Origin of the sequence: Paenibacillus oryzisoli (assembly GCF_001653565.1) — a bacterium.
Classification (GTDB): domain Bacteria; phylum Bacillota; class Bacilli; order Paenibacillales; family NBRC-103111; genus Paenibacillus_E; species Paenibacillus_E oryzisoli.
In genome coordinates, this window is sequence record NZ_LYPB01000091.1 from 47,778 (window position 1) to 74,361 (window position 26,584).

Here is a 26,584-nt window from a genome sequence, read left to right on the forward strand (position 1 = left end):
TGACGCTGACCGCGCTTCATGCATAGGCAATGCCCAATTGTGCGAATACAACAAAAAAGAGGGCAAATGCCCTCTGCCGAACCTCTTTAGCCCGCATATAATGGCGTATAAGATCCCCTAATCCAATTCATCTTCGAGCAGATCGGCGTCCAGATCCTCAAAATCACCATCGCCACTGTCATCGAAATCCACGTGCTTGTCGTCGAAGTCATTGCAGCCGCCACTGCAAACGACTACGCAGACTTTTGTTTCGGCAATGAGCTCAACTTGAAACTCGCGTTCCACCCGAATAATGACGCCGTCGCCGCTTGAAGAGATACTAGCCTCTACACAGTTGGGCTCTTGCGTGGCGACAGCGGAGACTTCGGCTGTCGTCGACTTATGTTTTTTGTCCAAGTAGCTTAGTCCAACGATTTCTACATACGATACGGTTTCTTTTGCTACGTCTGTTTTGGTGTTACGATCGTAAGAATACCAGATGTTGATATCATAAGTACCAACTACCTCTACGCCCTCTCCAGATGAATGGACAGCCTCGAATTGGTTATTAATAATCCAAGCGCCCAAAATACTGGTTGGAGAATAAGGCGGAGTCACGGTATGACTTACATGAGAAAATTTGCGCCCTTTACCGCAGACAGCCTTTGTAATGATCTCTCTGCATTGCAAATCTTTATCTAATGACATCCTTTCAACCTCCTCCATACAATCATTCATTACAAGTGTATGCAGGACAGTAGTCTAGAGTGACAATTATTTTATATTATTTTTAGCATTTAAAAATATGGATATCTGTCAGAGTCAACCCGCTTCTGGACGGTGCTTTTTTTGCTTTTTGGCAATCGCTAAGTACTGCATTAACTCTCTGTTAAGCTGTAAAATCGCTGATCTCACTTCGAATTCTTCCCGACTCTCTGGCAGAGGCATCCCCTTATAACGGGCATTCAGCTCTTGTAATTCTTTCTCTGCTTCCCCTGTATAATAGTCTTCCTTCACAGTTTGGCTAATATCTTCGAAGATCGCAGCGACTAGTTCTCCTTGGGGCAGTGTCTGATACACGCCAGCTACGAGATCAATCATGCGATGGATGGAATCAAGCTGCTCGCCTCTCATGAAGAAATAAACTCGCCAATAGGGATCCCAGCCAAATAACAAGGTGTTGTCCATCGACCGTTTGGCCAAGCTCGCTCCGCGTTCAATTTCTTCACTGACTTCAAGAAGCTCTTTACCATCCCAAATCACTGTATTATCCCGTAGATGCTTGGCAATGTTGACAAATATGTCAGAAAATAATCGCTCGATTTGTTTCTTGTGCGCCATTAGTCCGGCATCAGCCTTAGGCATATAGGCAATATTGATCACTGTCGCTGAACCCAAGCCAATCACGAGCAAAATTAGTTCATTGAGAACGGATGCCCAGTCCGCGGACTCATATGCATATAGATGCAGCATCACAACTGCACCGGTTACAGCACCCTCCGTAATTCGCAGTCGAACAAGAACTGGAAATACAAGTAGAATAAATAAACTAACGACCCATATATGGAACCCAAGAAGGTTAAATAAGACCGAACCGATGAGTAATGCCAGAATGGATGCCGCGATACGGTGCAAGGCACTCTGGATGCCTTTCTTCTTCGTCACTTCAATGCCCAGGATGGCAAGAAGCCCCGCTGCTCCAGGCGTGTGAATGCCAAAAATATACGCCAGATACATAGCGATAATGACCGCAACCGCCGTTTTGAGCACACGAAAGCCCATAGTATTTCACCTCTTTACAGGTTTTGCTATGGGCTCATTATTTCATTTTGCATAGTGTTATGGCAAGCCTTTCCTAATTACCGATGCTTCGTTAATTTCTTCTCTAATTTGGCTACAAGCTGATACATCACCGTTGCAACGATTGCGATTACGAATAGGGTAGATATCACTAAGGTGAAATTAAAGACTTGAAAGCCATATATAATTAAGTACCCCAGCCCCTTCTGGGACACTAGAAATTCGCCAACAATGACGCCGATCCAGGCCAAGCCTACATTGACTTTCAGCGTAGAGACAATTGCAGGAAACGAGGATGGCAGAATCGCCTTGAGAAATACTTTACGCTGATTGCCTCCAAATAATTTCACGACTTTAACATAGTTATGATCAACTTCCTTGAAGCTGCCATAAACAACAAGCGTCGTAATAATGACCGTGATGGACAGGGTTGTTGCGATAATGGAAAGCAAACCAGGACCAAATCCAACAATAAATAAAGGTCCAAGAGCAACCTTCGGCATACTATTCAGCACGACAATGTAGGGATCCAGCACACGCGATAGAAATGGCGACCACCAAATAACTACCGCTAGTGCCGTTCCCAGAATCGTTCCCAAGAAAAATCCAATAATCGTCTCTTCTACGGTAACCGCAACATGTGGAAGGAGTGTCCCGTCGAGTAATTTCTCCCACAAGAGCGCGAATACTTTGGTCGGATAGCTAAAAAGTAAGACATCAATCCATTTCAAACGTGCCGCCAGTTCCCATAGCGATAAAAACACGATCAAGATAACCGCTTGAAGGAGTCGGACCCACTTCGTCTCTCTCTTCCTCGCCTTCAAAAACCGCTGGTGTACGTCCAGCTTTAATTGCTCATCAGATCGGCTGGATGGGATGTACGGGGGATCATCGCGATTAATCATGCTGCACACCTCCGAACTCCTGCCAGATTTGTCGAAATAGCACATGAAATTCGGGCAATTCCCTCGCTTGGAATGGCACAGCAGCCTTTACTGCCTCAGTCATCTGGAAGGTTTTGCGAATTCGACCTGGATTCGGAGCCAGCACGATAATCCGATCACTCATCGCAATTGCTTCTGAAATATCATGTGTGACGAGAATCGCTGTTTTCTTCTTGGCACGCAGCGTCTCTACTACCAAATCTTCTAATTGCAGCTTCGTTTGGTAATCCAATGCCGAGAAAGGCTCATCTAATAGAAGCAGCTCAGGTTCGGTTGCCAACGTTCGTACAAGGGCAACTCGCTGACGCATGCCTCCCGACAATTGTGCAGGATAATAATCTTTGAATGCGAGCAGACCCATTTCCTCCAACAAATGAAGCGCCCCCTGCTTCTTCTCTTTCGTCAGAGTACCTGCGATTTCCAATCCCATACATGCATTCGCTTCAATCGTCCGCCAAGGGAATAAGTAGTCCTGCTGCAGCATGTAACCCACTTTGGACGAGGGTCCCTCAACGTATTGCCCTGCCACAGTAACCTCGCCTAACGTTGGTGGAAGTAGCCCCGCAATGATGGATAAGAGGGTTGTTTTGCCACAACCGCTAGGTCCAATCAGACTGACGAACTCACCATTCGCAATGTCAAATGATATTCCTTGCAGGGCAAGCGTTGCCCGCTCCTCTGTTACATAAACCTGTGTGACATCTCCAACATGCACAGCCCTGTCCATGGTACCCTAACCTCCTCTTATCTTCATCATGGGTAAGCACCTATAGCCAATACGTTTATTTCTTTACGGTTGATTTCGCTTTTTCTGCGAAAGAATTGTTCACTAGTTTGCTCCATGCCACTTTCTCTTTCAATTCACCAGCAGAAGTCATCACGTCAAGCAAGTTATTCCATTCTTTCTCGTCCACAATGCCATCCGTTGCGAAGGAGCCTTGATCCTTGTAACGTTTTACAACACTTTTCACAATCGCAACATCGATATCTTTAAAATACGGCAATACCGCCTCTGTAATTTCATCCACACTTTTCGCGGCAACCCAGAGCTGTGCGCGTTGAACCGCGTTTGTGAACTTCTGAATCGTAGCCGGGTTGGCTTTGATGAAACTTTGCTTCGACATAAACACGGTATACGGCAGCTGCCCGCTCTCTACACCGAAAGATGCAAGCACATAGCCCTTGCCCTCTTTCTCAATGATCGATGCTTGCGGTTCAAATAGCTGTACATACTCACCAGTTCCTGAAGCATATGCCGATACGATATTGGCAAAATCAATATTCTGTATCAACTGCAAATCCTTCTGTGGATCGATATTGTGCTTCTTCAGCGTGAACTCGCCAGCCATTTGCGGCATGCCACCTTTTCTTTGTCCTAGGAACACTTTCCCTTTGAGTGCATTCCAGTCCAGCTTATCTACTTTTGTTCGAGCAACAAGAAAGGTACCGTCTGTTTGGGTCAATTGGGCAAAATTGATAACAGGATCATCCGATCCTTGCTGAGACACATAGATTGACGTTTCTGAACCTACAAGCGCGACATCAATCGCATTCGAGAGCAGCGCCGTCATCGTTTTGTCCCCACCAGGAGTTGTAGTCAACTCTACATCGAGACCTTCCTCTTTGAAAAATCCCTGTGATAACGCGACATACTGTGGCGCATAGAACAAGGAACGCGTTACCTCACCAATGCGCACCTTGGTTGTTTCCTCCGTCTTCGTTCCACACGCTGAAGCGATTAAGCTTAAGAGCAGAACGACGGATAATGTGAATCCCCATCTTTTCCGATTGTTCATAGGACGTCCCTCCGATTTGAAATGTAATGTATCCTATGCAAGTGCCCAGACGTCGGTTAATGGTTCTACTAGAAAAGCTAGTGGTGGTTATAAAATTTGGATTTTGTGACGAAAAAGCTGAAGTTTTTGTGTCTATGCACGAAGATTTGTTGGGGTTGATACCTGCAAGGATAGCTAATCGGAGAGTTTCATTGGTGAAGTTCCCCTCTCCTGCGGCTAAAGTGCAAAAGTGCCACCTTTTCCTACTTTTGTGAGGGTCAAATTGAAATAAGTGCAAAAGTGCAACTATTTTCCAACAATACCATCTAAAATGGTTATATTTGCAAAAATAAGTGCCTATTTGTATCAATTTCGCTCAAACCGCCTGTTGAAGCTACAAAAAGATGCTTATTTGCAACTTTGACGTTTGCTTGGTGGTATGGGGAGCTTGGAGGTGACTGGTGACTGGCCCTTGGCGTTGTTGAGCACTGGGTTGGGTTCTGATTCGAACTTGAAAGTGCGTGGAGCGTGATAGTGGGTGCACAACATGCATATTCGTTAGAGTGACGCCCCCCCCGTTACAAGCTTAAAATGGATCGCAACGTGAGGTTGCGGGGCCGCGCAACCATAGCGATCTTTACTTCGGCAGGTATTTGATCCAATATAGGCTTATAAATTGCAGAAAGGCAGTTGCTGCTATGGTCTTTGGGGAAAAGTTAAAATCGGAAAGAACGAAGCAGGGTTGGTCACAAGAAGAATTGGCCGAGAAGTTGTTTGTTAGCCGGCAATCGGTTTCGAAATGGGAGAATGGTCAAAACTACCCAAGTATTGAAATCATAATTAAAATAAGTGATCTATTTGGGATAACGATCGATGAGTTACTAAAGAGTGACGAGGAGTTGACAAAAACTGTGATCAAAACAAGCAAGCAATTGGCTTACCCGAGAATGAAGTTTCTATTTGATGTACTCGTTTCAATAGGCCTTGTAGTGTTAGTGATCAAACTCGTTGTCCTCGTTCTTAACAAAGTGACGACGCTCGATATTACCTTGTACGGCGGGTCCTTCTTTTGGAACTTCGGTTCTTTGATTCTCATGGTTGTCGGGGGAATCGGCTCCGGTATGATGAAAGAAAAATATAAACAAGACTAATCAAACGACAACAAAAAAACAGCTCCCCCACGAAACCTCGTCGGAAAAAGCTGTTCAATCTCACGCGTTATAGGTCTTACGATAGAGCTCCGAAATGATTAAATTCCGTAAACCTGCGAGTATTTCTCTTCCAGATACGCCACCAAATACGCCGGATTCAACGGCTCACCTGTTACTTGTTGAATGATTTCGTTCGGAGATAACAGTTTACCGTGCTGGTACACTTTCTCCGTTAACCACTCTTTAATTGGTGCTAGGTTTCCTTCGGCAATGAGGCTATCAAAGTTCAGCAGCTCCTTGCGAAGGGTGTTCGTGAATTGCGCCGCGTACATATTGCCAAGCGCATACGATGGGAAATAACCGAATGCACCGCCAGACCAGTGCACATCCTGCAGGACGCCTTCACCGTCGTTTGGTGGTGTAACTCCCAAATATTCCTCGTATTTCGCATTCCATGCCGCAGGTAAGTCTGCCACAGCAAGTGTGCCGCTGAATAATGCTTTTTCCAGTTCATAACGAATCATGATATGTAGGTTGTACGTAAGCTCATCCGCTTCAATTCGAATCAAGGAAGGCTCAATGTGGTTAATCGCACGATAGAAATCGTTTACCCCAACTTCATCAATTTGCCCGGCAAAAGTCGTCTGAAGTTCACTGTAATAGCGATCCCAGAACTGTTTGCTGCGGCCAATGACATTTTCCCAGAAGCGGGACTGCGACTCGTGAATGCCCATGGAGGTACCTGAGCATAAGTTGGTACCGACAAGGTCAGTAGAAATATTTTGCTCATACAGTGCGTGTCCACCTTCATGGATCGTTCCGAACAATGCCGATGTGATGTCATTCGGTAAGTAACGCGTCGTAATCCGCACATCGCCTGGATTCAAAGCAGTTGCGAATGGGTGAACTGTTTCATCCAAGCGACCCGCTTCAAAGTCATATTGCATTTGTTTCAAAATAGAAAGGGAGAATTGCTTCTGCTTGCCGATATCGAATTGTTGATCTAAGAACGAACGATTCGGCTGATTCGGCGAAGCCGCAATTCGCTGAAGCAGCGGAACTGCTTTTTCCCGTAACGTACCGAATACCTCGTCTAGTTTGTCAACCGTCATCCCTGGTTCGTACATATCCAGCAATGTGTTATATTTATGCCCCTCATAGCCCCACAGTTCAATAAACTCCTGCGTAGTTGCCACGATTTTCTCCAAATATGGCTGAAAAGAAGCCCAATCTGAATTATGTTTCGCACCTTCCCATGCTGACTCCGCTTGTGAGGTTAACACGACATAGGCTTGATATTTGTCAGCCGGAATTTTTTTGCTACGATCATATTCTTTTTTGCATTCCTGCACCATTTTGCGGGAAATGGGATCCAATTGCTCCAGTTCAGCTGGCTGCATGAAGAATGTCACATAGTCGCCCATCTCATCTGACGTAGACATGCGAAATACTTCGGTGGAAAGCTCACCGACAACCTCCGAACGCGTTTCGATCCCTTTTTTAGGAGCACCCGTCCGCATGTCCCAATAGATCAAAGAGATCGCCTCTTCGTACTGCTTCATTTTACGAACATAAGCTTTGAACGATGCCAACTTGGCATTTACAACACCAACACTCATGTGTGTTCATCTCCTTAAAGTTTTCGATAGAAAACTAACATCGTAAGCATCACTTAAAGTTTTTCGATAGAAAAACCAGCATCGGAAGCAATCGCTCCAAATGTTTCATAATTATCATACTTCCAACTAAGGTTAGAATCAAATTCCAAAGGGATTGTGGTAGAATAAAGGGTAGTCTTGATTTGACATTCTGGATGATCAGCAACTATGTGAGGAGATGACCTATGAACATTACATTTACCGATACTGCAAAGCAGCGATTAACGCCGTGGTTAGAAACCGATAACACGTTGCTTAAGCTCGTTTTTGATACCGAAGGATGCGGCTGCTCCGTGAATGGCGTACCCACCTTGTGGCTAGTTTCAGAGGCTCAAGGAGATGATACCTCCGCTGTAACCGATTCGATTCCTTTGATATATAAAGCCAAGGATGAGATTTTTTTCGAGGACAATATGAAAATCGACTTCCACGAAGGCAATAAATCCTATATACTGAAGAGTAATAATCAGATTTACAATGCGGGTATGAGCTTAGTCGATAAACGATAAAGCTGCACAAACATAGACATGCAGCACATCAACTTACTTGGAGGGAATACCATGTCTTTAGTCAATGAGATTATGAGCTACAACAAGGATTTCGTAGAAACGAAGCAATATCAAGAATTTCTAACCACGAAGTTTCCGGACAAGAAAATGGTCGTTGTCACATGTATGGATACGCGGTTAGTTGAATTACTCCCTAAGGCCATGAATCTACATAACGGGGATGCCAAAATTCTGAAAAATGCCGGTGCTATTATCTCTCACCCCTTCGGTAGTCTAATGCGCAGTATTATCGTCGCTGTCTATCAACTGGAAGCGGATGAAGTATTCGTCATTGGGCACTATGATTGCGGCATGACAGGTCTTAACTCGGAAACAGTCATTGCCAACGCAAAAAGTAGAGGAATCTCTGACGATGTCATTGAAACATTGGGACATGCTGGCATTGATCTTAAACGCTGGCTCACTGGTTTCGAGCATGTGCGCGAGGGCATCGAGAAAAGTGTTAATATCATTCGGAATCATCCTTTACTTCCCAAAAATTTACCAGTGCACGGCATGATTATCGACCCAGAAACAGGTCGCATAGATCTTATCGATTCGGCATATCCCCTTGAATCAGAGCTTGAATAATAAAAAGAGTAGATCCAATTACTTCCTGGATCTACTCTTTTTTATTTGCAACCCTTATGGTCTAATCGTACGAATCAAGCGTTTCGCTTCACCATTTGGCGTGGTAATGACCTCATAAATATTGAAATACGAGTCTGAAGTAATTTGCTCAGACCTAATATTGTTAAATTCCAGGAACTGAACGCCGGACAATATACGTTGCTGACCCGTAAAGGTCATTGGTTTGGAGCTCAGCAGGCGTCCTTCCGTATCCACCACCTCAAACACAAGCGAAGAGAAATTCGCATCCGTGATGACTTGTGCTTGTCGCTGTACATCTAGATCTAATCGCAGTCGATAGCTATAGGAATTATCTTTGTTGTAGGTAGCACTAAGTGAGTAATCATCGAAGTCGATTGTAAATGGATACACAGAGATAGGTCCCGTTGCTGGGATTGGCTGCACTTCGGTTTTATAGGACCCCATAGCCAAACGATTCGTGTCATACAGATTGAGTGCAAGTTTATCTGCATCCTCAGTGTCAGGTACCATGTAAGAGTAATTCAACACATAGCTTGTGTTTGGTGCAATATTTTTGGCCACATTGGTTTGACGAACTCCTGTATAGGTGTAGCCCTCTTCATTCGTCAGTTCGGTTTGGAAATCAGGCAAAGCCAATGTTGTCGTACTTTTATTCGTTAATTTATATTTCGCAACAACGGTCTTATATCCGAAGTCTGTGTTTACACTCATCCCAAGCTCAACAAGTGACATATCCATATTCGAATCCATACTATTCGTAGCAGCTAGCTTAAATGGATCTCCAATCTTATATGCTTGCGCGGCAGCATACGTTGTCGCTTCACCAGCAACGCCTGCACCTGCAAGTGAAGTCACTGCGACGGGCAAGGATGTCCCTTGCTTCGGAGTATCCGAGTTGTTGCCAGCAGCCCCTGTACCAGATCCAGAACTTGATCCCGTACCTGTCCCAGTTGTTGTTGACGCTGTCGTGCCTTGTTTCTCTAGTACCACCAGTTGTAAGGCTTCAGCATTCAGCGAGGCAGGAATGATACCTTGGAAATGAAACGTTGTCGACTCATTCGGAGATAAATAGGCAGAACGAACAGCATTATCACTCGAAGTTACGCCAACATTACTACGACTCGCCTGGAATTCACCGGTCAAGGCAGGAACTGAAACAATGCCATCACTCGTGTTCGTTAGTGTCACATTCGCTTGTACATGTAATCCATCCGTTTGCTGAATGGCTGCTGCCCATGTAGTGGACATAACTAGCCCATTCAATGCACCGCTATCATCCTTGTTCGGGTAAGTAACTTTGTCCCCAAGACGAGCTACTGAGAACGTTTTGGCTGCATTTAGCGTACCAAGAAGCGCTGTTTTCACTTTTCCTTTAGGCGAGAACAACAATGATAATTTATTCGTATCCAGTGAAGCAGGTACAGCTGCTTGAAGCGTCACTGTGACAGGTTGATCAGGAAGTAAGGCACCTACGCTTGCAACAAATTGAGCACCGTACGTCAGTCCTTTACTATCTTGAAAGTTGAGTTCTAGTCCTTCAGGCAGCTTCACGCTAGCGTTACTTTCATTGGACAGTATTAGATCGGTGTATACCATCCACACGCCATCCTTGTATACTTTGTAGCTTTGTCCGAGTTTAGCAGTAACTAACGTTTCTTCAGCAAGCGTCGTATCGATCTCTTTCAAATTAATAACGGCTTGTTGTTCCAAAGTCTGACCTGATTCGACCATCGCAGATTCGACAGAAAGCGCACCGATATCTGATGTCGAGTTATTATTCCATCGGAAAATATCAACTTTCAAATCGGAAGGTGTTAAATTATTCGGAATTTCTGACGTGAATTTAAACGTCCCCGTCTCTCCTGCCTTCACACGTGCGACAACCTTCTCGTTTAGTTTCGCTGTATACGTAATACCATTCGTATCAATGACTTTTACACCATAGTTATTGAAATCGACGATGGCATTACTGTTATTGTTCAAACCTAATGAGAAGCGAAGCGAACCATCTTCGGCGCCCACAGATAACGATACTTTATCTAGCGTAAAATAGACGGAGTCACTAAGAAATACGCCCTCCTTGCCAGCGAAAGCTGATGTTGCCATAGGAAGTGTTAAGAAGCTTGCAGCAGTTAGCAGTAAAGCGGAACGGCTGAGCAGTCGTTTCATCTTACGTTGTTGGATCACTGGGAGTCCTCCTTGTAATTACTACATTTAGTCAGAACGCAAAGCGTCAATCGGACGCAGTTTAGATGCTTTGTTAGCCGGATATAGACCGAAAATCACACCGACTAATACCGAGAATAAGAATGAATACAGGCCAACATCAAAGGAAAGGCTGGTCGCTTGCTTCGGACTAAAATAAGGCAAGGCATACGAGAATCCGATCCCGAGGAGAAGTCCAATTAATCCGCCCATTCCACTGATCACAACGGCTTCCACCAGGAATTGCAGCAAAATATTGCGACGCTTAGCGCCAATAGATTTGCGAATCCCAATTTCACGTGTTCGTTCGCTTACCGTCACTAACATAATATTCATGATGCCGATTCCGCCGACAAGCAAGGAAATCAAAGCAACTGCCACTAATTGATTCGTAAGGGTATTCGTTGCTTCAGTCCGTGCTTTCAACAGTTCGTCCTGATTCGTTAGTACAAAACCGGTATCGCTTTTGAACTTATACGTTAAGTACTGCTTCATCGTCTCTTGCGCCGTATAAATATCGTCCTTCGTAGGCGCTTCGACATACGTCGTTCGTATTTGCCCCAACTTGAATTGGCGTCTAGCCGATTCAAGCGGTACGATAACAGAGCTATCAACAGAAGCTCCGCCAATGTTGGAGCCCTTCTCTTTCAGTGTCCCGATGATGTTGAAAACAACGCCATCAATGTTGATGTTTTCCCCCACTGGGTTAAGTGTTCCAAAGAACTTCTTTGTGACTTCGCTACCCAATATAGCGACATTCGAACGGAATTCAAGGTCTGTCGGCGACAAATTTCGACCTTTGTCGATTGTTGCTTTGATAATGTCGAAATAGCGATCATTCGTTCCAAGTACGTTATACTTTTCCTGCGTGCGATCATATTTGACATTCGAACCATTCTTGGACATTGTTGGTGCAATGGATTTAAATTCCGGGAAATTCTCGAAATTCATCAAATCATCATAACTGAGCTGTGTCGCTCGCCCGTTCCCCGTCGCCGTTACGACGAGCAGATTCGTTCCCATGTTCTCATATTGCTTCGCAATCGCTTCGGAAGTTCCTTGACCGATGGAAACGAGAGTAACAACTGAGCTTACGCCAATAATCACCCCAAGCATGGTCAGAAACGTGCGCATCGGACTCGAAATGATCGTCCGAAGCGACATCCGGATCAGTTCACTTACCTTCATACACTCACCTCTTGCTGCAAGAGAGCTTTCTTCATGTCATTCCGATAATCATCCACGATTATTCCGTCACGGAGCGCAACGACTCTTTTCGCATTGTCAGCGATATGATGATCATGCGTAATGAGCACGATGGTATTGCCCTGTGCGTTGAGCTGAAGGATAAGTTCCAATACTTCCTCACCCGTACGTGAGTCCAAAGCCCCCGTGGGCTCATCGGCCAAAATGAGAGAGGGGGAGATCGCCAATGCACGTGCAATGGCTACCCGTTGCTGCTGTCCGCCAGATAACTCACTTGGCCGATGATGACCTCGTTCACCCATCCCAAGCATTTTCAACATCGCATTCGCACGTTCCTTACGCTCTTTCTTCGAAATACCAGCATAGATCATCGGGAGCTCAACGTTCTCCATCGCAGTTAACCTGGGAAGCAGGTTGAATTGTTGGAAAATGAAGCCTATCTTCTGATTTCGAAGCTCTGCCAACTCATTATCACTCATACGCTCCGTTACGACGCCGTCTAGCGTGTAGCTGCCTGATGTTGGCACATCCAACAAGCCGATCGTATTCATCAGTGTCGATTTCCCAGATCCACTGGGTCCGATAATGGCAACGAAATCACCTTCGGCAACAGATAAGGATATGTTACGCAGGATGGGAAGATCCTCTTCACCACGCCTATACGTTTTCGTTATATCTTTCAGTTCAATGATATTCATCAAAGCAATAACTCCTTTCAGGGCAGCCTTATCTGTTACCGCCACCGGCATTACCACCACCTGTGGTAGTACGCTGTGCATTACCGCCTCCAGCATTACCACCTGCTGCTCCGCCAGCACCACCTGCTCCACCTTGCTGGAAGCCACCTGCTCCACCACCGCCAAAGCCTCCTGCTCCACCGGCACCGCCGCCTTGCTGGAATTGCTGTCTTAAGCGATTGATCTCGTCTGTACTTAAATTTTGCTGTCTTCTTACAGCAGCAGGCAATACGACCTTATCGCCTTCCTTAAGACCTTCCGTAATCTCAATTTGTGTTGTTGAGCGTATACCGATTTTCACTTCATGTTCCGGTTCCGATGTTCCATCTGCCTTCTTCACGGTTACAACACGTTTGCCACGTTGCAACTGCAGCGCTTCTGGCGGGATATATAAAACATCTTTCTTATCTTGAATCAGGATCTCACCCGTTGCCGTCATCCCATATTTCAACACGTTATCCTTGTTTTCTGTGGCTAAGATAACATCATAGAACGTTACTCCGTTCGTTGTCGTTCCAACCGTTGAAACTTGTGTCACTTCTGCTGGGAAGTTGCGTCCAGGGAAAGAGTCCACCTTAATTTCCGCCTTCATGCCAACTTTAATATTAGGCAAGTCTAGCTCATCCACTTGGACAGGAAGCTGCATTTTGGCAAAACTCGCCACAGTACCGAATTGCGTACCGCTTGTAACCCTCGTTCCAGGTCGGAAGTTGCTTAGAATATCCACTTTCTTGTTCACAAAATCCGTTGAAAATACACCGTCGAAAGGTGCAAGAATCTTCAACGCGGTTACGCGATCTTGCGCTGCATCCACTTTCAACTTCTGACGCTCAAGCGCAGCTTGCGCCGTCGTGATATCATCGTCCAAGGTATCATTCAGGAAAGAAGCAAGGAGATCACCTTGGTGTACAATGACACCTGTTTTGAAAGGTAATGTAGAGATACTGCCTGTCGTACCTGCAAGGATTGTAGCAACCTGCACATACTGAAGTGCTGCTTTCCCTTGCGAATCAACCGTGCGTCCACCAATCGTCGCAGAACCCATTGCATTTAAACCAGCATCCATGGAATTGTCGTTCTTAATTTGAATATCGATATCGACTAACTTACCACCCTTACCATCCGATTTCGGATCTTTGGAAATGGCTGCTATCGTTCCTGTTTTGGTGATCATGAAGCTATCAACCGTTATGTCAATGGTATCGCCTTTATGTAGTTGTGCAGCATCCTCCACAAAAAATGGCAAGGTTACTGTTAGGGTACTTACATCGCCAATCGTAGCGATTTTCGTCGATTTATTAATCGTTGCGCCAACATCAATATTGGCGTACGTTAATTTCCCGCTAATAGGTGCAGAAACACCAGTTATTCCTCTTTGTTGCTCCTTCGTTTTCAAATCCTTCTCCAATTGCTCATAAGTCGTTTTGGCATCTTGAAGATCGTTTTCCAAGTTGGAGCTTGTCAACTCGATCAGAACATCTCCCGCTTTAACCGTTTGATTACGAGTCAGGTTAATTGATTTTATGAGAGCATTTTCTGTAGATGAAATCGTTTGGGTATCCTTCGGCTCGAATTGAGCTGTTCCCGAAACAGAGGAGCGAATGTTCCCTTTTTTGACATCAACCGTAACTTCTTTCGCATCTGCCGCTTTCGTTTTCTTCCCTTTCGTTAGATACACATAGGAACCACCAGCACAAACGAGAACTGCCACAATCAAAATGAACCATTTACTGCGAAAAAATTTCATTCTGTTACTTCCCCCTTAGCATTGTTCCACCTTAGAAAGGTTGCGTTCTCGGTTCCCGATAACGTCTTTCAGATCTTTATAACTTAGATACGAGCAATTCAATTAATTGCCGTTCCACACTGGTCCCCATCCCTCGTGGTTCCTGAGTTAGGACTCCATTGTTTCCTTGCTCTGACACACCAGCTTCAACCCGTTGCTCTAACTTCCTCCTTTTTTCGAAAGCGTTTACAAATCGCTCCCTCTCCACCGCCGTTAACGCGTCCCTGTGAGCTTTCACTCTTTCTGCGATACGCTGTTTCAATAGCTTCGATTGTTCGTCCAGATAAGCTCTCTGCTCATTTGTTAACACTAGGATGACTGCTTTTCGTTCGGATTCATCAATGCTGCCTTCTTCTTCACATTTGTGAACGATGGGCAAAATGGATCGAGATTGCTCTCCAGTCAATGCTAATAACGGTTGTCGATCCATCACGATTAACCCTTGAAATAGCATAACTAGTCGCTGTTCGGTTACATTCTGTACATCCTCCGGTGTGGGAAGCTCTTGCGAAACTTGGCCGGAAACAGGCATAGCCGGGTTCACGGTAACAGAGGGGCCATCTTGTCCAATACTCTGTCTGGTACAACCGACTAGCAAGAAGGTCGTGAGGATTACACACAGTAAACGATTGCGTGCACTACTGCTCAACCAACATAACACCTCCACAAAAAAAACCTATCCATCAGCAACAGGATAGGCGATAATTGTGTATGAAGTATGATACTATTGTGACGTTTTTGTGAACTTTTCATAATTCCTTGGAAATATGATATGAAACTCCGTGCCTTCCCCAATCCGGGAGCGAGCCCTGATCGTTCCTTTCATCCCTGTAACCAAATGTTTCACAATAGTAAGGCCTAATCCTGTTCCCGAAATGGCATCCGAATCGGATGTTCTCGCCTCATCTGCTTTATAGAAGCGATCCCAAATACGTGATAATTCGGATTCAGTCATGCCAGAACCCGTATCTCTAATATACAGATGGACTTCTTTCGCATATTCTTCTAACGCTACCGTTAAAGTGCCCCCTTCGGGGGTGAATTTCAACGAGTTGTACATTAAATTGCGAATGATTTGAGCAAATCGATCTGGATCTAGCTGCACGAAACAACCATCCGCATGGTCATCAGGCAGAATGAGATGCAGTGAAATATGTTTCTCAGCAATCGCAGGCTTCAATAGTTCAAGTGAATCTTCTACGAGTTCAATCATACCAACAGGACGTAATCGAAATACATCCACCCCATTTTGAATCTGAGCAAGATCAAGAAGATCCGTTACAAGTCGTTGCAAACGCTGTACTTCTTGATCGCAAATATGTAAATAATGCGGGTATTTCTCTTGTGGAATAATACGATCATTCATAGCAATGATGAATCCACGCAAGGATGTCAAAGGTGATCTGAGCTCATGGGAGACATTAGCGAGAAATTCTTGCCTCGTCTCTTCCCACTCCTCCAATTTCTCCACCATAAAATTAAAACTTCTAGCCAGCTGCCCAACTTCATCTTGTGAATTAACAGGAACACGCGTCTGAAAATCTCCATGAGCTAGTTCAATCGCCGCGCGATTCATCTGTTGCAGGGGGCCTGCAAGTTTACGTGACAGAACAAACAAGATGATGCCAACCGCGATGAGTGAAAATAACAGGGGCAGCCAGAGGTTTAGACGTACCGCAGAGATCACCTCACGAATATCACCAGCTGGAAAATGGAGAATGATGACCATCGGCTGTTCGTTTAATACATACGGTGCATAATACGCGAATATATTTCGTTTTCCATCCGGCGTATCCAGACTTAACATGCTATGCCCTGTACGACCATGTAAACCATCAATATATAACGTGTCCATCTGCTTGGGGATGGCTCTTCCTTCACTATCCGATGAACCGTTCGCAATACTGCCATTCTCATCCACAAGCCAAACTTGCCCGTTAATGCTTCTCGCCAAAATACGAACGGTATACTTCAACTCACGGGTCGAAATCGTGCCGTCTTGGACAGAGTTCAACAAGCCGGTAATTTCAGTATTTCTTTTTTGGAGAAGCTCGATTTTATCCTTGTAAAAAAGATCAGTGAAATACGAATTCCAAAACACAAAAAGCCCGATAAAAAAAAGCACACAGGTCGCGAGAAAAGAGAGGAAAATTTTGATATATAAACTATTGTATTTCCCCATGACCCAACGCTTAAACATGCTGAACAACCTCGAATGAGTACCCAATCCCCCACAGGGTTTGAATATTCCATGTCTCATGCTGGCCTAACTTCTTCCTTAGATTCTTCACGTGGGCATCTACGGTACGAGTGCCTCCCGTAAAATCAAAATTCCACACATATCCCAGCAAATCTTCCCGTGTAAACACGCGGCCGGGATTGCTCATTAAGAAAAACAAGAGTTCAATCTCCTTAGGCGTTAATTCAATCCGATTGCCGCCAACCGTCACACGATACTGCTCTAAATCGATCATAATATTGCCCATTTCCAACCATTTACGAGGTGAGCTAAGCGGTCCAGACATCTCCGCAGGCGGTTGCATCGTTCTCCGAAGTACGGCCTTAATTCGCGCAATGAGCTCGTTGGGGTCAAATGGTTTCACCAAATAATCGTCTACACCCAGATTAAAACCTCTCAACTTATCCAAGGACTCACCTTTCGCAGTTAAGAAAATAATTGGCGTATGATGATAGGGAGCATCCATTTTGCGAATTTGTTCACACAGCTCGTAGCCTGAAATATCAGGCAGCATAATGTCGAGCAGCACCAAGCTCGGTCGCTCATTTATGATGGTCTTCAACACGTTACCGCCGCGAAATAATTGAATGGCTTCATAATTCGAATGCTCCAGATATAACTTAACAACCTCAGAAATATTGGATTCATCTTCAACGACTAGAATTTTACCTTCCGAACTCATCGGTTATCACCTAAATCCTTTCGCATAACATGTTGTCTGGCTCTCTCTTCAATTACCAAAGACCGATCTCTTCGCGTGTGCTTATGAATAATCATCTCATCTGTCATCGGACTTGGCGTTTGCCAGTTCCACCCTTTCATCTGACATAATTCTAAACACAAATGCAACAACTCGGGATCAGAAATAGGTAAATTCATATCTACATATTGGTAATTCTGGGTTCCGATCATTTGCCATGCCTGCGCAATTCTTGCCTGAAGCTCTACATCATCTAACCCCAAAGTGCGAACATCTTCCGCTTGGAGGTTCTTCGCTGCACTTTGCAGCATTTTCACAGCACCCGCATAATTCCCTCTTCGGCTATGATACATCCCTACAGCGATTTGAATAAGTCCAACATACGTTAATCGAGCTGGATCTTTGGGATGCTCTTTCCAATATTCTTCCATTACTTCATGACATTCAAAATAATCCCGCGCTCCGTGAAAATAACATAAATAATCGGTGTATGCCTCTGGATATTGCGTCATTAGTCTTCCCCTCACCTTAAGTTCATCACGGTAAACCATTATCTCTCATGTTACTAAAAAGTGGGGTCAGCGTCCAATTTCACGAATTCATCCATGAACTTCCAAGTAGTCGGAAGCGCAACCAATCTACTATTTCATGCGTCCAATAGAGTAGCTTAGTAGAAAGAGGCGAATGAATGAAAATCGGGAAATGGTTACTTAGCAGCACGTTACTTCTCTCAATAACAATACCTTCCACAGTTCTTGCAGCAAGCAATGGTCCTTCCAGCATAGACAAAACAACCAAATACCGCGTCTACCAGTACAATCAAGTACTTATGGAATTTGCCTCATATGCGCAGGCAGAAGCCTATGCCAAATGGTTTACCAACAGTCACGTAGAAGAAATAGGCACGCGTACATGGGTTTGGAGCAATCTGCCACGTTATCAGGTTTATCAGCAAGATATTACCTTGCCCGAATGGCAATTCGCCACATTGAATGAAGCCATTGTCGAGGCTAAGAAATGGACCAACGCAAGTGTGCGGGACTTACAGTCCACGGGTTGGGCGTGGAACAATTATGCACGTTATCAACTCTATCAAAATGAAATAACGCAAGATGCGTGGAAGTTTACGAGTCTTACTGACGCGATTGCAGAAGCCAAAAAGTGGGGAAATGCGCACATTATCGATTTGAACTCAAACGGATGGGTATGGGATAACATCCCGCAAGCCGTTAAAGAGGCCAATCGTGCAGGCAGTCTCGTTTATGATGTTTATCAAGGAACGTTCACAGCTCCTAATTGGGGGTTTGCTTCCTTAGAGGATGCGATTCTTGAAGCGCTCAAATGGGGAAATTCCACTGTCGTTAATCGGAATACTAAACAAACCGTTTACAGCAATCTTAAGACCTATAAAGTGTTCCAGAATGATGCTTTTCTACAGGAATTCACATCCATTGATGAGGCCATTAGTTATGCAAAATTATGGGGTCATAGCACCATTTATCGAGAAGGCCGTAAAATTTGGAACAACTATGCCTCCTATCAAGTATATCAAAGCGCCAATCTGATTGGTGAATTCCGTACTTTACCGGAAGCTTTATCCTATGGGAAACAGTACAGTAATGCTTCGATTCAAACACTGGAAAATCGTACACTCTGGGATAATTTCAAAAAGCTGCAAGTCTGGGGCTGGAATGGCAGTTCTGGTGCAGAGGTTATTAAAGCTCATGTTTCAAATACCGTAGGACTTGATGTTGATTCTCCTTCCTATTTTGAGTTGGCAGATAATGCTGGTAATTTGAAGGATACGTCGAATGCTGAGACGGTCAAATGGCTGCAAAGAAGCGGGTATACGGTATATCCATTAGTAAGCAATCAATTCAGCTCTACCTTAACTACCCAATTCCTTGCAAACAGTGCTGCACAAGATAAGTTCATTACGTCTTTGGTTAACCGCTCTGTACAATTGGGAGTTCCAGGCATTAATGTTGATTTCGAAAGCTTAGCAGGTTCTGATCGCAATGCGTTTACAGCGTTTATTTCCAAATTGACAGCTGCTGCACATGCGAAAGGTCTAGTCATTTCCATTGATTTGCCACGCGGCAGTGTAAAATGGAATCATCTCTCCGCTTTTGATCATGAGAAGCTTGGTGCCATTGTCGATTATATGGTGATCATGGCCTATGATCAGTTCTGGAAAGGAAGCACTTCACCTGGTTCAGTTGCAGGTATACCTTGGGCCGCTGGCGGTGTGCAAGAATTCCTATCCTACGGTATACCGCGCGATAAAATCATTCTGGGCATCCCTTATTATGTACGCGAATGGCAGTTGGACGCTAGAGGCGCCCTAGTCGGGAATCGCACCGTGCTGATGAAAGATATTCCCGCACTTATGGCTGCCAAATCAACCACTCAAACATGGGATAACGAATTCGGGCAATATCGGGTCGAGTACCAAGAAAATGGTTACACCTTCGTGTTCTGGCTGGAGAATCAAGCAACCGTCACCGCACGTATGGATATCGCTAAAAAGTATGACATCGCGGGTGTCGCGGCTTGGCGCTTAGGTTATGATACACCGGATTTGTGGCAGGCTGTGTTGCAGAAGAAATAAGGGAATACAGCGTGATTCAGGCGGGTGAGGCTAAACACCTCGTGTGAGAAGGCAACTAACCATTTAGTGCAACTTCAAATAACCTATTAGGTGCAACGGCAAAAAACCTGAGTTGAGGACTTCGTCCTTGTCTCAGGTTTTTTTTATGAAGCCTGTACGCTCCATCTAGATAAACCCTAATTGGCTGAATGTCGTTTCCGTGCCGCAATCCGCGCAGTACTTTGCATCCGCCTTATTTACCTTGTAACATCCCTTGTGCATAAGAGACTTCTCTTTGGTACATTTGTTCTTAAGCGGGGCTCCGCAACGTATGCAGTATCTGTCTTCCTTCACGGCAACATATTTGCATCTGACACAGGTCTGCGTCTCATTCTTCTCCGCCATCTCTTCATCCCCTTGAAGTTCGTTGATGCCTACTTCAAGTATATTCGGAGAGCATATGTTTGTTCCTATGCAGCATAGGGAACGTCAGTCCGCTATTTACGCCTAAATGGCACATTTGATGATGAAGCGGAACGTGGTTCCTCTATTACCTCGATTTGGAACCATTTTGCCACGTTTGGGGATAAATAAGGGAATCTCGTTCCCTTGCATATTGGAAAGCGGTCATTTCACACAAATAAGGGAACGTAGTTCCCTTATAATAAACAATTTCAAGCGCCATGTATAAAAAGATGCCTCAATCGCCCACCCTAAGACGTAAGGGAGGTGAAAGAGACATGGCAAAAGACGTGATGTGTGAAGTGAATTCCTGTAAATACTGGGCAAATGAGAACAAATGCAAAGCTAGCTCGATTTCTATCGTGAGTCACCACGGTAGTAATCAAGCGCGCAATTCGGAAGAAACAGATTGTAAAACATTTGAGCCCAAGATTTAGATCATCGCTCAAATGACTAAAGACTTGGACAGTGAGTTTGAAAAGCTTGGACAAAGTGATTGAAAAGAGGCCTTCGGGCCTCTTTTTTATGTTTCTAGGTCTATTGTAACCAATAATGATAATTATTATCAGTTATAGGAGAAAGATTTTAAATTTGGCATATACGCAATTTGAGGTGCGATGCTTTGGAATGGAATGTTAATCCGCAGCTATTTAGTGAGAAGAGAGGTTTTGGAGTTCCTCCACATCTTGTGTTGGCGCTTGGCAAGCAAAATTCTCGCAGACATACGCTGTAGCTCGCCCACCTAACGGCAGCTTATCTTGCACCAGCGGAATCAGCTGGCGCACTGCTCCTCCCGCGGCGCCCGGCGGGTGAAGCACCAGCAGCGCATTCGGCAGGTACTGCCGCTGCACCGCGCGCAGCATGCGCTGTGTCTCGGGCTTCGCCGGGTCGCCGGCGATCACAATTTCGCTGGCTGCGCCATAAGCGAAATCAAGCGCGGCCAGCGTCAGCGCGTGGCCCGGCGGGTACTTGCTGACAGCTCCGGCGAACGCCTGGAGCTGCTCTTCCGCTGCCTGCGACAGCTTCGCGTCGTAGGTCAGCCTAGACAGCCGCAGCATGTTGAGCGCGGCGGCACCATTCCCCGACGGCATCGCGCCGTCGTAGATCTCTTTAGGGCGGGTGAGCAGCTGCTCGGCATCGCTTCCATAGAAGAAGAGCCCGCCCTTCGCTTCGTCGCCGAAGAGACGAAGCATATCTGCGTTCAGCTGGACCGCTTCACGGAGAAAGCGCAGCTCGAACGTGGTCTCGTACAGCTCGATCAGTCCTCCTACGAGGAACGCATAGTCGTCCACGTAGCCCAGGAACGCCGCTTCGCCATCGCGATAGCGAGCGAGCAAACGCCCATCTTCGCGGCGAAGCTCGCGAAGGATGAAGTCCGCGGCCTTTGTGGCGGCGGCCGCGTATTCCGGCTTATCCAAGGCACGTGCCGCCTTGGACAGCGCAGTGATCATCAGACCGTTCCACGCGGTCAGAATCTTATCATCCTTGCCCGGATGAACGCGCCGTTCGCGATGCGCGAACAGCTTGACGCGGGCAGTTTCCAACCGCTGCTTCAGCTCATCCAACGGGATTCCCTTCCGCCTCGCCGAAGACGCTAGCGTCGTGTCGAGAAGATTCGGGATATTTTGACCCTCGAAATTCCCCGACTCCGTCAGCCCATAGATCTCGCTATAGAGATCTCCATCATCAATCCCAAGTACGTCCTCAACTTCGTCCATCGTCCAGACGTAGAACTTCCCTTCCACACCATCCGAATCGGCATCTTCCGCAGAATAAAATGCGCCACCTGCATCCGTCATATCGCGGAGAACATACGTAATTATTTGCTCAGCAACCTCGGCATACTGCTCTTTCCCAGTCACTTGATAAGCCTCTATATATGTCATCACCAAGAGTGCGTTATCATACAGCATTTTCTCAAAATGCGGCACTAACCACTGCGCATCGACTGAATATCTGGCGAATCCAAACCCAATGTGATCATACATCCCACCACGGTGCATAGTATCTAGCGTTTTTTCAACCATGGCTAGTGCCTGCTCATTCCCCGTCTTTTTATAATACCTGAGTAAGAAAGATAAATTATAGGATGTGGGAAATTTCGGAAATGTCCCAAATCCACCATTTTCCGCGTCAAAATTAGACACATACATACGAAATGCCTCATGCAGCGTTTCCTCCGTCAACTTGCCGCCAGTTTGATTCTCGAGCAACCGTTGTGAGGTTTCTGTCGTTACTTGCTCACCAAGCTCGCGAACTCGCTCCGGGTCCTCCCGCCACTTGCTTGCAAGCTGTGCAATGATTTCAACCATACCTGCTCGATTATATTTTCTACTGCGTGGGAAATACGTCCCCGCGAAGAATGGCTTCTTCTCCGGTGTCAGAAACACCGTCAGCGGCCAGCCACCTTGTCCAGTCATAGCTTGACATACCGCCATATAGATATGATCAATATCGGGACGTTCTTCCCGATCTACTTTGATCGAAATAAAATCTTTGTTTAGCATATTGGCTATTGCTTGATCTTCGAACGATTCATGTGCCATGACATGACACCAGTGACATGTACTATACCCAATCGATAAGAACACAGGCTTATTCTCGTGCTTCGCTATTGAGAAAGCTTCTTCTGACCAAGGGTACCAGTCTACGGGGTTGTACGCATGTTGCAATAAGTAAGGTGACTTTTCCTCAGCTAATCTATTGCTTTTGTGTGATGTACTCATTTGGCATCAACTCCATGCATTTGGATATTTATAGATATATTGAGATTATCATATTCTGGAAAAAAAGGAAAAACCGATGTTTAAAACATGAGTTATGTCATTTATCTGTCATTTGAAAGTAATTTATTATAAACAAAAGAGTAAATTAGAGGTTTCACACCTTCGATTATGGTAATTATATTTAAGTACTTTAAAAGTTTTATTATGTAATAAAAGATTTCACTGTTTCTTCAAAAGGAGATATTTACAAATTTCAGCATTGTAAAAGCAACAAGTTGGTGTTATTCAATATCATTAATATATCTCTCTAGTCTTTGGATCTCATGTATAAGTTCTTGTTCTCTTTCTTTAATTGAACCTTCTGAAACACTTTTCCCAATTATTGAGCTAGCTGTCAATTCACTTTGTATTTGACTTAAAGGTATGTTGATATGATCAATGTAGCTTCTATTTTGATATAGTGCTTGTTCGTAATCTCTAATATGAGTAGATGACCTAGTATTTTCTATACTCGCAAGTAAAGCAAGCTCAAATTCTCTTGTTCTTTTTATGTGATTATTAATTACATTTTGTTCTTTTTCTAAATTGGATAATGCATCAATATATTCAATTCTTTTAGTTGGAGGAGCGCTAAGGATTAACTCTATAAACTGCTTCTTTTCAAATGAATACTCATAATTATCTACTAAATTTGCAACTTTTCTTACTATTTCCTGATACTTCTCATGAGGTAGTGAAAATCTTCTAAACTCAAAGTTTTGTTCAAGTCCTTCTTTAATATCTGTTAGTGCATAATAAAAACTATTCTTCCTCTCACTTAGTCTACGCTCTTCTGCTATATACAACTGTACAAACAACAATTCATTATTAGCAGAACTTATTTTTTTTCTAAGTTCTTCTTTTTTTAATTCTTTGATAGAATCTCTCTGACTATATATAATTTCCAAATCATTTCTTGCCATTTTACAATTACGAGTACCCTTTCTAATCCAAGAATCACCTTCGTTAATTATTTGTTTTTTTGCATTCTCATTTTTCTTTTTTAAAATATATGGGCGATTTATACAATTAATTATTCTAAACACACCGACTTTTTTGCCTGAAAATTCATGAATGCTATAGTCAATTTCTATGTCAGGTTCAATATGTTCTTTAATGATTTCCTCAAAGGTAGCCACATCATCCAATTTATCAATTCCAATAATATCTTTTTCTTCTCCTGGCTTATCTTTTATTCCAAAAATTATATATTTATCATCAGACAGATGTGAATTAGCCATTGCTATAACATCTTTTAAAAAGTCATTCTTCTTTTCTTTTGTATAAACATCTCTTTTAAAGTCAAGATAAGTAGATTCATTTTCAGTTATAATCATATCAATAATTCTCTCCATAAAATCCCCTTTAATAAAGCTTTGATCTATAACGTAATATTCACGAAGTTCATAAATAAATAGTGAAGCCAAGATATTATGACTTTAACAATACCATAAATTAGGATTAAACAAACTTCATTATCAATAAAAAACCACTGGCTGAATTAAATAGCCATTCATTTTAACATCTCAAGAACATGATGCAAATAGTTATGTTTAAGTTTGCAAAGCAGAATAAACTGTTCTTTAGCACGGGATAAAGAAAAAAGCCATCTGAGAAAGAAAAAAGTAGTCATAGTATTCCCATAATTCGACAATATGTTATATTATTATTAGTATAAAACATAGATAAGAGGGAACAAATTGTGAGCAAATTTTCAGTTAAATATGGTAATTTTCTTGATAACAATTCGAAATACACCGCTATTTCCGAAATTGATTTACAAAAGTTTAATTATAGTACTTTAAACATTGGTCAACTTCGTAATGATGGAAATAAAGTTGAGTCCCTAACTGCTATTTTTGATTTAGAGGGATTTACAAACTTCTGCAACCAAATGGAGCCCCATCTAGTAGTTCCCCGATTTCTACATCATTTCTTAGAATGGATTTTCAAAAAAATTGCTTCAGAACATATTGTTGATCTTCCTCCTAGAAACGGAAAACAAGCATTATATTCACCACTTCCTATTTACTCAAAATTTTTAGGTGACGGCGTCTTGATGATCTGGGATACTGATAAGTTGCAAAATATTGAAATAGGAAACATTGTAGTTTCCTTAAAAATTGTATGTGAATCATATGCAACTGAGTTTCTCCCAACAATTAGCAAAAAGTTTGTTAGTGTACCCAAGAAATTACGATGTGGAATTTCTCGTGGGACTGTTGTTTCCCTTGGCGATGGCAATGACTTTGTAGGTCCTTCAATAAATCTTGCATCTCGACTCCAAAAAATTGCTCCAAATCTTACTTTTGCATTCTCCGCACGAGGATTCGATAGTGATTCATTCTTAGATTCACAATATAAGAAGTATCAAACTGTGAGTTTAAATATTAGAGGTATAAACGGAAATGAAGAAATTGCTTACGTATTAAAATCTGAAGCTAAGCTTTTGTCCGATGAGGAAACTGAAAATATTAAACTGATTTAATCGCTTGAATTAAAATAGATCAAGGATAGTGTTCGCTTACTTCTATTTTGTTAATCATTTCAAATCATTTTATACTCGGAATCAACTAAATCGGGTAGGAGGCTACCCATTAGTTGAATAACCAACCTCCCACACCACCATGCGTATCGTTCGGTACACGGTGGTTCCCTTGTAACGCAGTTACTTGTCGATAATAGTCTGTAAAGAATAAGAAGCCGAGTCCTTTGTTCTCACTCATTTCCATTGTTTCCAGTAGATCATGCGAATCCGCCTTCTCATCCATTCATCTGTCGTTTGGAGTAGTTTATTTATATCCGCTATTTTGAAATAGTTGACCCATCCTTTGATATAGCGTTTTAGTTTCTCCACTCGCTCTTCATTTCCCAATCCATTGTGTCTTGAGGTTATTTCTTTTATTTTGGCTTACATCTTTGCAATGGATTTGGGATGGATTCTCACTCTCGCTTCTCCTCTGATTGTATAAAATGAGAAGCCCGAGAAACTTGACGTTCCTCATCAACCACCGTTATCTCGCGATTTACTCGAGAAACAGCTTCTGTTCGATAAAGAGTACGATGTTATCCAATGTCCTCTGAGCGCCCCTTCTACTCTTGCTGAAGATGAGGATATCATCCGAGTATCGTACAAATTTATATCCGCGGGTCTCCAGTTCTTGTCCAACTCGTTTAGCATGATGTCACTCATTATTGGGCTCAGATTTCCACCCTGTGGAACACCGATTTCTGTTTCTTCAACTTGGTGCTTCACAACAATTCTAGCTTTCAGGTACTTATGTATGAGCGATATGATTCTCCTATCCTTGATTGTCCTGGATAGTACCTCGATTAACTTACTTAGATTCACAGTGTCGAAATCCGGCCAAATCCATATCGACTACAAATTTGTAGCCCTCCTCTATGTTCCTTTGGCTCCCCCCCC

Annotated in this window: 26 protein-coding genes; 6 read left to right on the top strand and 20 right to left on the bottom strand. The window is 43.8% G+C overall.

Annotated features, from left to right (window positions below; genetic code table 11):
* Positions 1 to 117: 117 nt before the first annotated feature.
* The 5 genes from A8708_RS30405 to A8708_RS30425 all read right to left on the bottom strand — a co-directional run bounded on the left by A8708_RS30405 (position 118) and on the right by A8708_RS30425 (position 4,519).
* Positions 118 to 687 (bottom strand): outer spore coat protein CotE, encoded by a 570-nt coding sequence (locus A8708_RS30405; RefSeq protein WP_068670101.1) that lies wholly within the window; start codon positions 685 to 687, stop codon positions 118 to 120.
* Positions 688 to 801: 114 nt separating this feature from the next.
* Positions 802 to 1,761, bottom strand: a complete 960-nt coding sequence (locus A8708_RS30410; RefSeq protein WP_068670103.1) for an aromatic acid exporter family protein — start codon at positions 1,759 to 1,761, stop codon at positions 802 to 804.
* Between the two features lie 77 nt (positions 1,762 to 1,838).
* Positions 1,839 to 2,684: an ABC transporter permease gene (locus A8708_RS30415; protein ID WP_068670105.1), complete on the bottom strand. Its 846-nt coding sequence runs from the start codon at positions 2,682 to 2,684 to the stop codon at positions 1,839 to 1,841.
* A complete protein-coding gene (locus A8708_RS30420) occupies positions 2,677 to 3,450 on the bottom strand; it encodes an ABC transporter ATP-binding protein (protein WP_068670107.1) in 774 nt (257 codons plus the stop codon). The genes A8708_RS30415 and A8708_RS30420 overlap by 8 nt, the downstream gene beginning before the upstream one ends.
* 55 nt (positions 3,451 to 3,505) lie before the next feature.
* Positions 3,506 to 4,519, bottom strand: a complete 1,014-nt coding sequence (locus tag A8708_RS30425; protein ID WP_068670109.1) for an ABC transporter substrate-binding protein — start codon at positions 4,517 to 4,519, stop codon at positions 3,506 to 3,508.
* Between the two features lie 677 nt (positions 4,520 to 5,196).
* Between A8708_RS30425 and A8708_RS30430 the strand changes: the two genes are divergently transcribed.
* Positions 5,197 to 5,649, top strand: coding sequence for a helix-turn-helix domain-containing protein (locus A8708_RS30430; RefSeq protein ID WP_068670111.1), 453 nt, complete (start codon positions 5,197 to 5,199; stop codon positions 5,647 to 5,649).
* Between the two features lie 98 nt (positions 5,650 to 5,747).
* On the opposite strand, the gene A8708_RS30435 is transcribed toward A8708_RS30430, so the two are convergent.
* Entirely contained in the window at positions 5,748 to 7,268 is a 1,521-nt protein-coding gene (locus A8708_RS30435; RefSeq protein WP_068670113.1) for a carboxypeptidase M32, read from the bottom strand.
* 224 nt (positions 7,269 to 7,492) lie between these two features.
* Here A8708_RS30435 and A8708_RS30440 point away from each other — a divergent pair, with 224 nt between their 5' ends.
* Both A8708_RS30440 and A8708_RS30445 read left to right on the top strand, forming a co-directional pair.
* Positions 7,493 to 7,816 (top strand): iron-sulfur cluster biosynthesis family protein, encoded by a 324-nt coding sequence (locus tag A8708_RS30440; RefSeq protein WP_068670114.1) that lies wholly within the window; start codon positions 7,493 to 7,495, stop codon positions 7,814 to 7,816.
* Positions 7,817 to 7,867: 51 nt separating this feature from the next.
* Positions 7,868 to 8,446 (top strand): beta-class carbonic anhydrase, encoded by a 579-nt coding sequence (locus A8708_RS30445; RefSeq protein WP_068670115.1) that lies wholly within the window; start codon positions 7,868 to 7,870, stop codon positions 8,444 to 8,446.
* Between the two features lie 54 nt (positions 8,447 to 8,500).
* Here A8708_RS30445 and A8708_RS30450 read toward each other — a convergent pair whose 3' ends face one another.
* From A8708_RS30450 to A8708_RS30485, 8 genes are all read right to left on the bottom strand, one after another.
* Entirely contained in the window at positions 8,501 to 10,654 is a 2,154-nt protein-coding gene (locus A8708_RS30450) for a hypothetical protein (RefSeq protein ID WP_068670117.1), read from the bottom strand.
* A gap of 27 nt (positions 10,655 to 10,681) precedes the next feature.
* A complete protein-coding gene (locus A8708_RS30455) occupies positions 10,682 to 11,860 on the bottom strand; it encodes an ABC transporter permease (RefSeq protein ID WP_068670119.1) in 1,179 nt (392 codons plus the stop codon).
* On the bottom strand, positions 11,857 to 12,576 hold the full coding sequence (locus A8708_RS30460; protein ID WP_068670433.1) for an ABC transporter ATP-binding protein: 720 nt from the start codon (positions 12,574 to 12,576) through the stop codon (positions 11,857 to 11,859). Before A8708_RS30460 ends, A8708_RS30455 begins: the two co-directional genes overlap by 4 nt.
* 28 nt (positions 12,577 to 12,604) lie before the next feature.
* Complete coding sequence (locus A8708_RS30465) at positions 12,605 to 14,362, bottom strand: efflux RND transporter periplasmic adaptor subunit (RefSeq protein WP_068670121.1); 1,758 nt, start codon at positions 14,360 to 14,362, stop codon at positions 12,605 to 12,607.
* 76 nt (positions 14,363 to 14,438) lie between these two features.
* Positions 14,439 to 15,050 carry a hypothetical protein gene (locus A8708_RS30470; RefSeq protein WP_068670123.1) on the bottom strand — a complete coding sequence of 204 codons (612 nt, stop codon included), beginning with the start codon at positions 15,048 to 15,050 and terminating at the stop codon, positions 14,439 to 14,441.
* Positions 15,051 to 15,125: 75 nt separating this feature from the next.
* Positions 15,126 to 16,601 (bottom strand): sensor histidine kinase, encoded by a 1,476-nt coding sequence (locus A8708_RS30475; RefSeq protein ID WP_068670125.1) that lies wholly within the window; start codon positions 16,599 to 16,601, stop codon positions 15,126 to 15,128.
* Entirely contained in the window at positions 16,594 to 17,322 is a 729-nt protein-coding gene (locus A8708_RS30480) for a response regulator transcription factor (RefSeq protein WP_068670127.1), read from the bottom strand. Before A8708_RS30480 ends, A8708_RS30475 begins: the two co-directional genes overlap by 8 nt.
* A complete protein-coding gene (locus tag A8708_RS30485) occupies positions 17,319 to 17,852 on the bottom strand; it encodes a DUF309 domain-containing protein (protein ID WP_068670129.1) in 534 nt (177 codons plus the stop codon). Before A8708_RS30485 ends, A8708_RS30480 begins: the two co-directional genes overlap by 4 nt.
* Positions 17,853 to 18,028: 176 nt before the next feature.
* On the opposite strand from A8708_RS30485, the gene A8708_RS30490 reads away from it, so the two are divergent.
* Entirely contained in the window at positions 18,029 to 19,951 is a 1,923-nt protein-coding gene (locus A8708_RS30490) for a glycosyl hydrolase family 18 protein (RefSeq protein WP_068670131.1), read from the top strand.
* 165 nt (positions 19,952 to 20,116) lie between these two features.
* Here A8708_RS30490 and A8708_RS30495 read toward each other — a convergent pair whose 3' ends face one another.
* Entirely contained in the window at positions 20,117 to 20,335 is a 219-nt protein-coding gene (locus A8708_RS30495) for a hypothetical protein (protein WP_068670133.1), read from the bottom strand.
* A 335-nt stretch (positions 20,336 to 20,670) separates the two neighbouring features.
* Between A8708_RS30495 and A8708_RS35070 the strand changes: the two genes are divergently transcribed.
* Complete coding sequence (locus tag A8708_RS35070) at positions 20,671 to 20,829, top strand: DUF1540 domain-containing protein (RefSeq protein ID WP_082927912.1); 159 nt, start codon at positions 20,671 to 20,673, stop codon at positions 20,827 to 20,829.
* A 213-nt stretch (positions 20,830 to 21,042) separates the two neighbouring features.
* Here A8708_RS35070 and A8708_RS30500 read toward each other — a convergent pair whose 3' ends face one another.
* Both A8708_RS30500 and A8708_RS30505 read right to left on the bottom strand, forming a co-directional pair.
* The gene (locus A8708_RS30500; protein ID WP_068670135.1) at positions 21,043 to 23,118 is read right to left on the bottom strand and encodes a thioredoxin domain-containing protein; all 2,076 of its coding nucleotides are present in this window, start codon (positions 23,116 to 23,118) and stop codon (positions 21,043 to 21,045) included.
* A 281-nt stretch (positions 23,119 to 23,399) separates the two neighbouring features.
* Positions 23,400 to 24,512, bottom strand: coding sequence for an AlbA family DNA-binding domain-containing protein (locus A8708_RS30505; RefSeq protein WP_068670137.1), 1,113 nt, complete (start codon positions 24,510 to 24,512; stop codon positions 23,400 to 23,402).
* Between the two features lie 347 nt (positions 24,513 to 24,859).
* Between A8708_RS30505 and A8708_RS30510 the strand changes: the two genes are divergently transcribed.
* Positions 24,860 to 25,645 carry a nucleotidyl cyclase domain-containing protein gene (locus tag A8708_RS30510; protein WP_068670139.1) on the top strand — a complete coding sequence of 262 codons (786 nt, stop codon included), beginning with the start codon at positions 24,860 to 24,862 and terminating at the stop codon, positions 25,643 to 25,645.
* 109 nt (positions 25,646 to 25,754) lie between these two features.
* Here A8708_RS30510 and A8708_RS36920 read toward each other — a convergent pair whose 3' ends face one another.
* The 3 genes from A8708_RS36920 to A8708_RS37150 all read right to left on the bottom strand — a co-directional run bounded on the left by A8708_RS36920 (position 25,755) and on the right by A8708_RS37150 (position 26,509).
* Positions 25,755 to 25,883 carry a hypothetical protein gene (locus A8708_RS36920; RefSeq protein ID WP_275667945.1) on the bottom strand — a complete coding sequence of 43 codons (129 nt, stop codon included), beginning with the start codon at positions 25,881 to 25,883 and terminating at the stop codon, positions 25,755 to 25,757.
* Positions 25,880 to 26,014 (bottom strand): group II intron maturase-specific domain-containing protein, encoded by a 135-nt coding sequence (locus A8708_RS35075; RefSeq protein ID WP_239696908.1) that lies wholly within the window; start codon positions 26,012 to 26,014, stop codon positions 25,880 to 25,882. Before A8708_RS35075 ends, A8708_RS36920 begins: the two co-directional genes overlap by 4 nt.
* 147 nt (positions 26,015 to 26,161) lie before the next feature.
* Complete coding sequence (locus A8708_RS37150) at positions 26,162 to 26,509, bottom strand: reverse transcriptase domain-containing protein (RefSeq protein WP_204787677.1); 348 nt, start codon at positions 26,507 to 26,509, stop codon at positions 26,162 to 26,164.
* Positions 26,510 to 26,584: the final 75 nt, after the last annotated feature.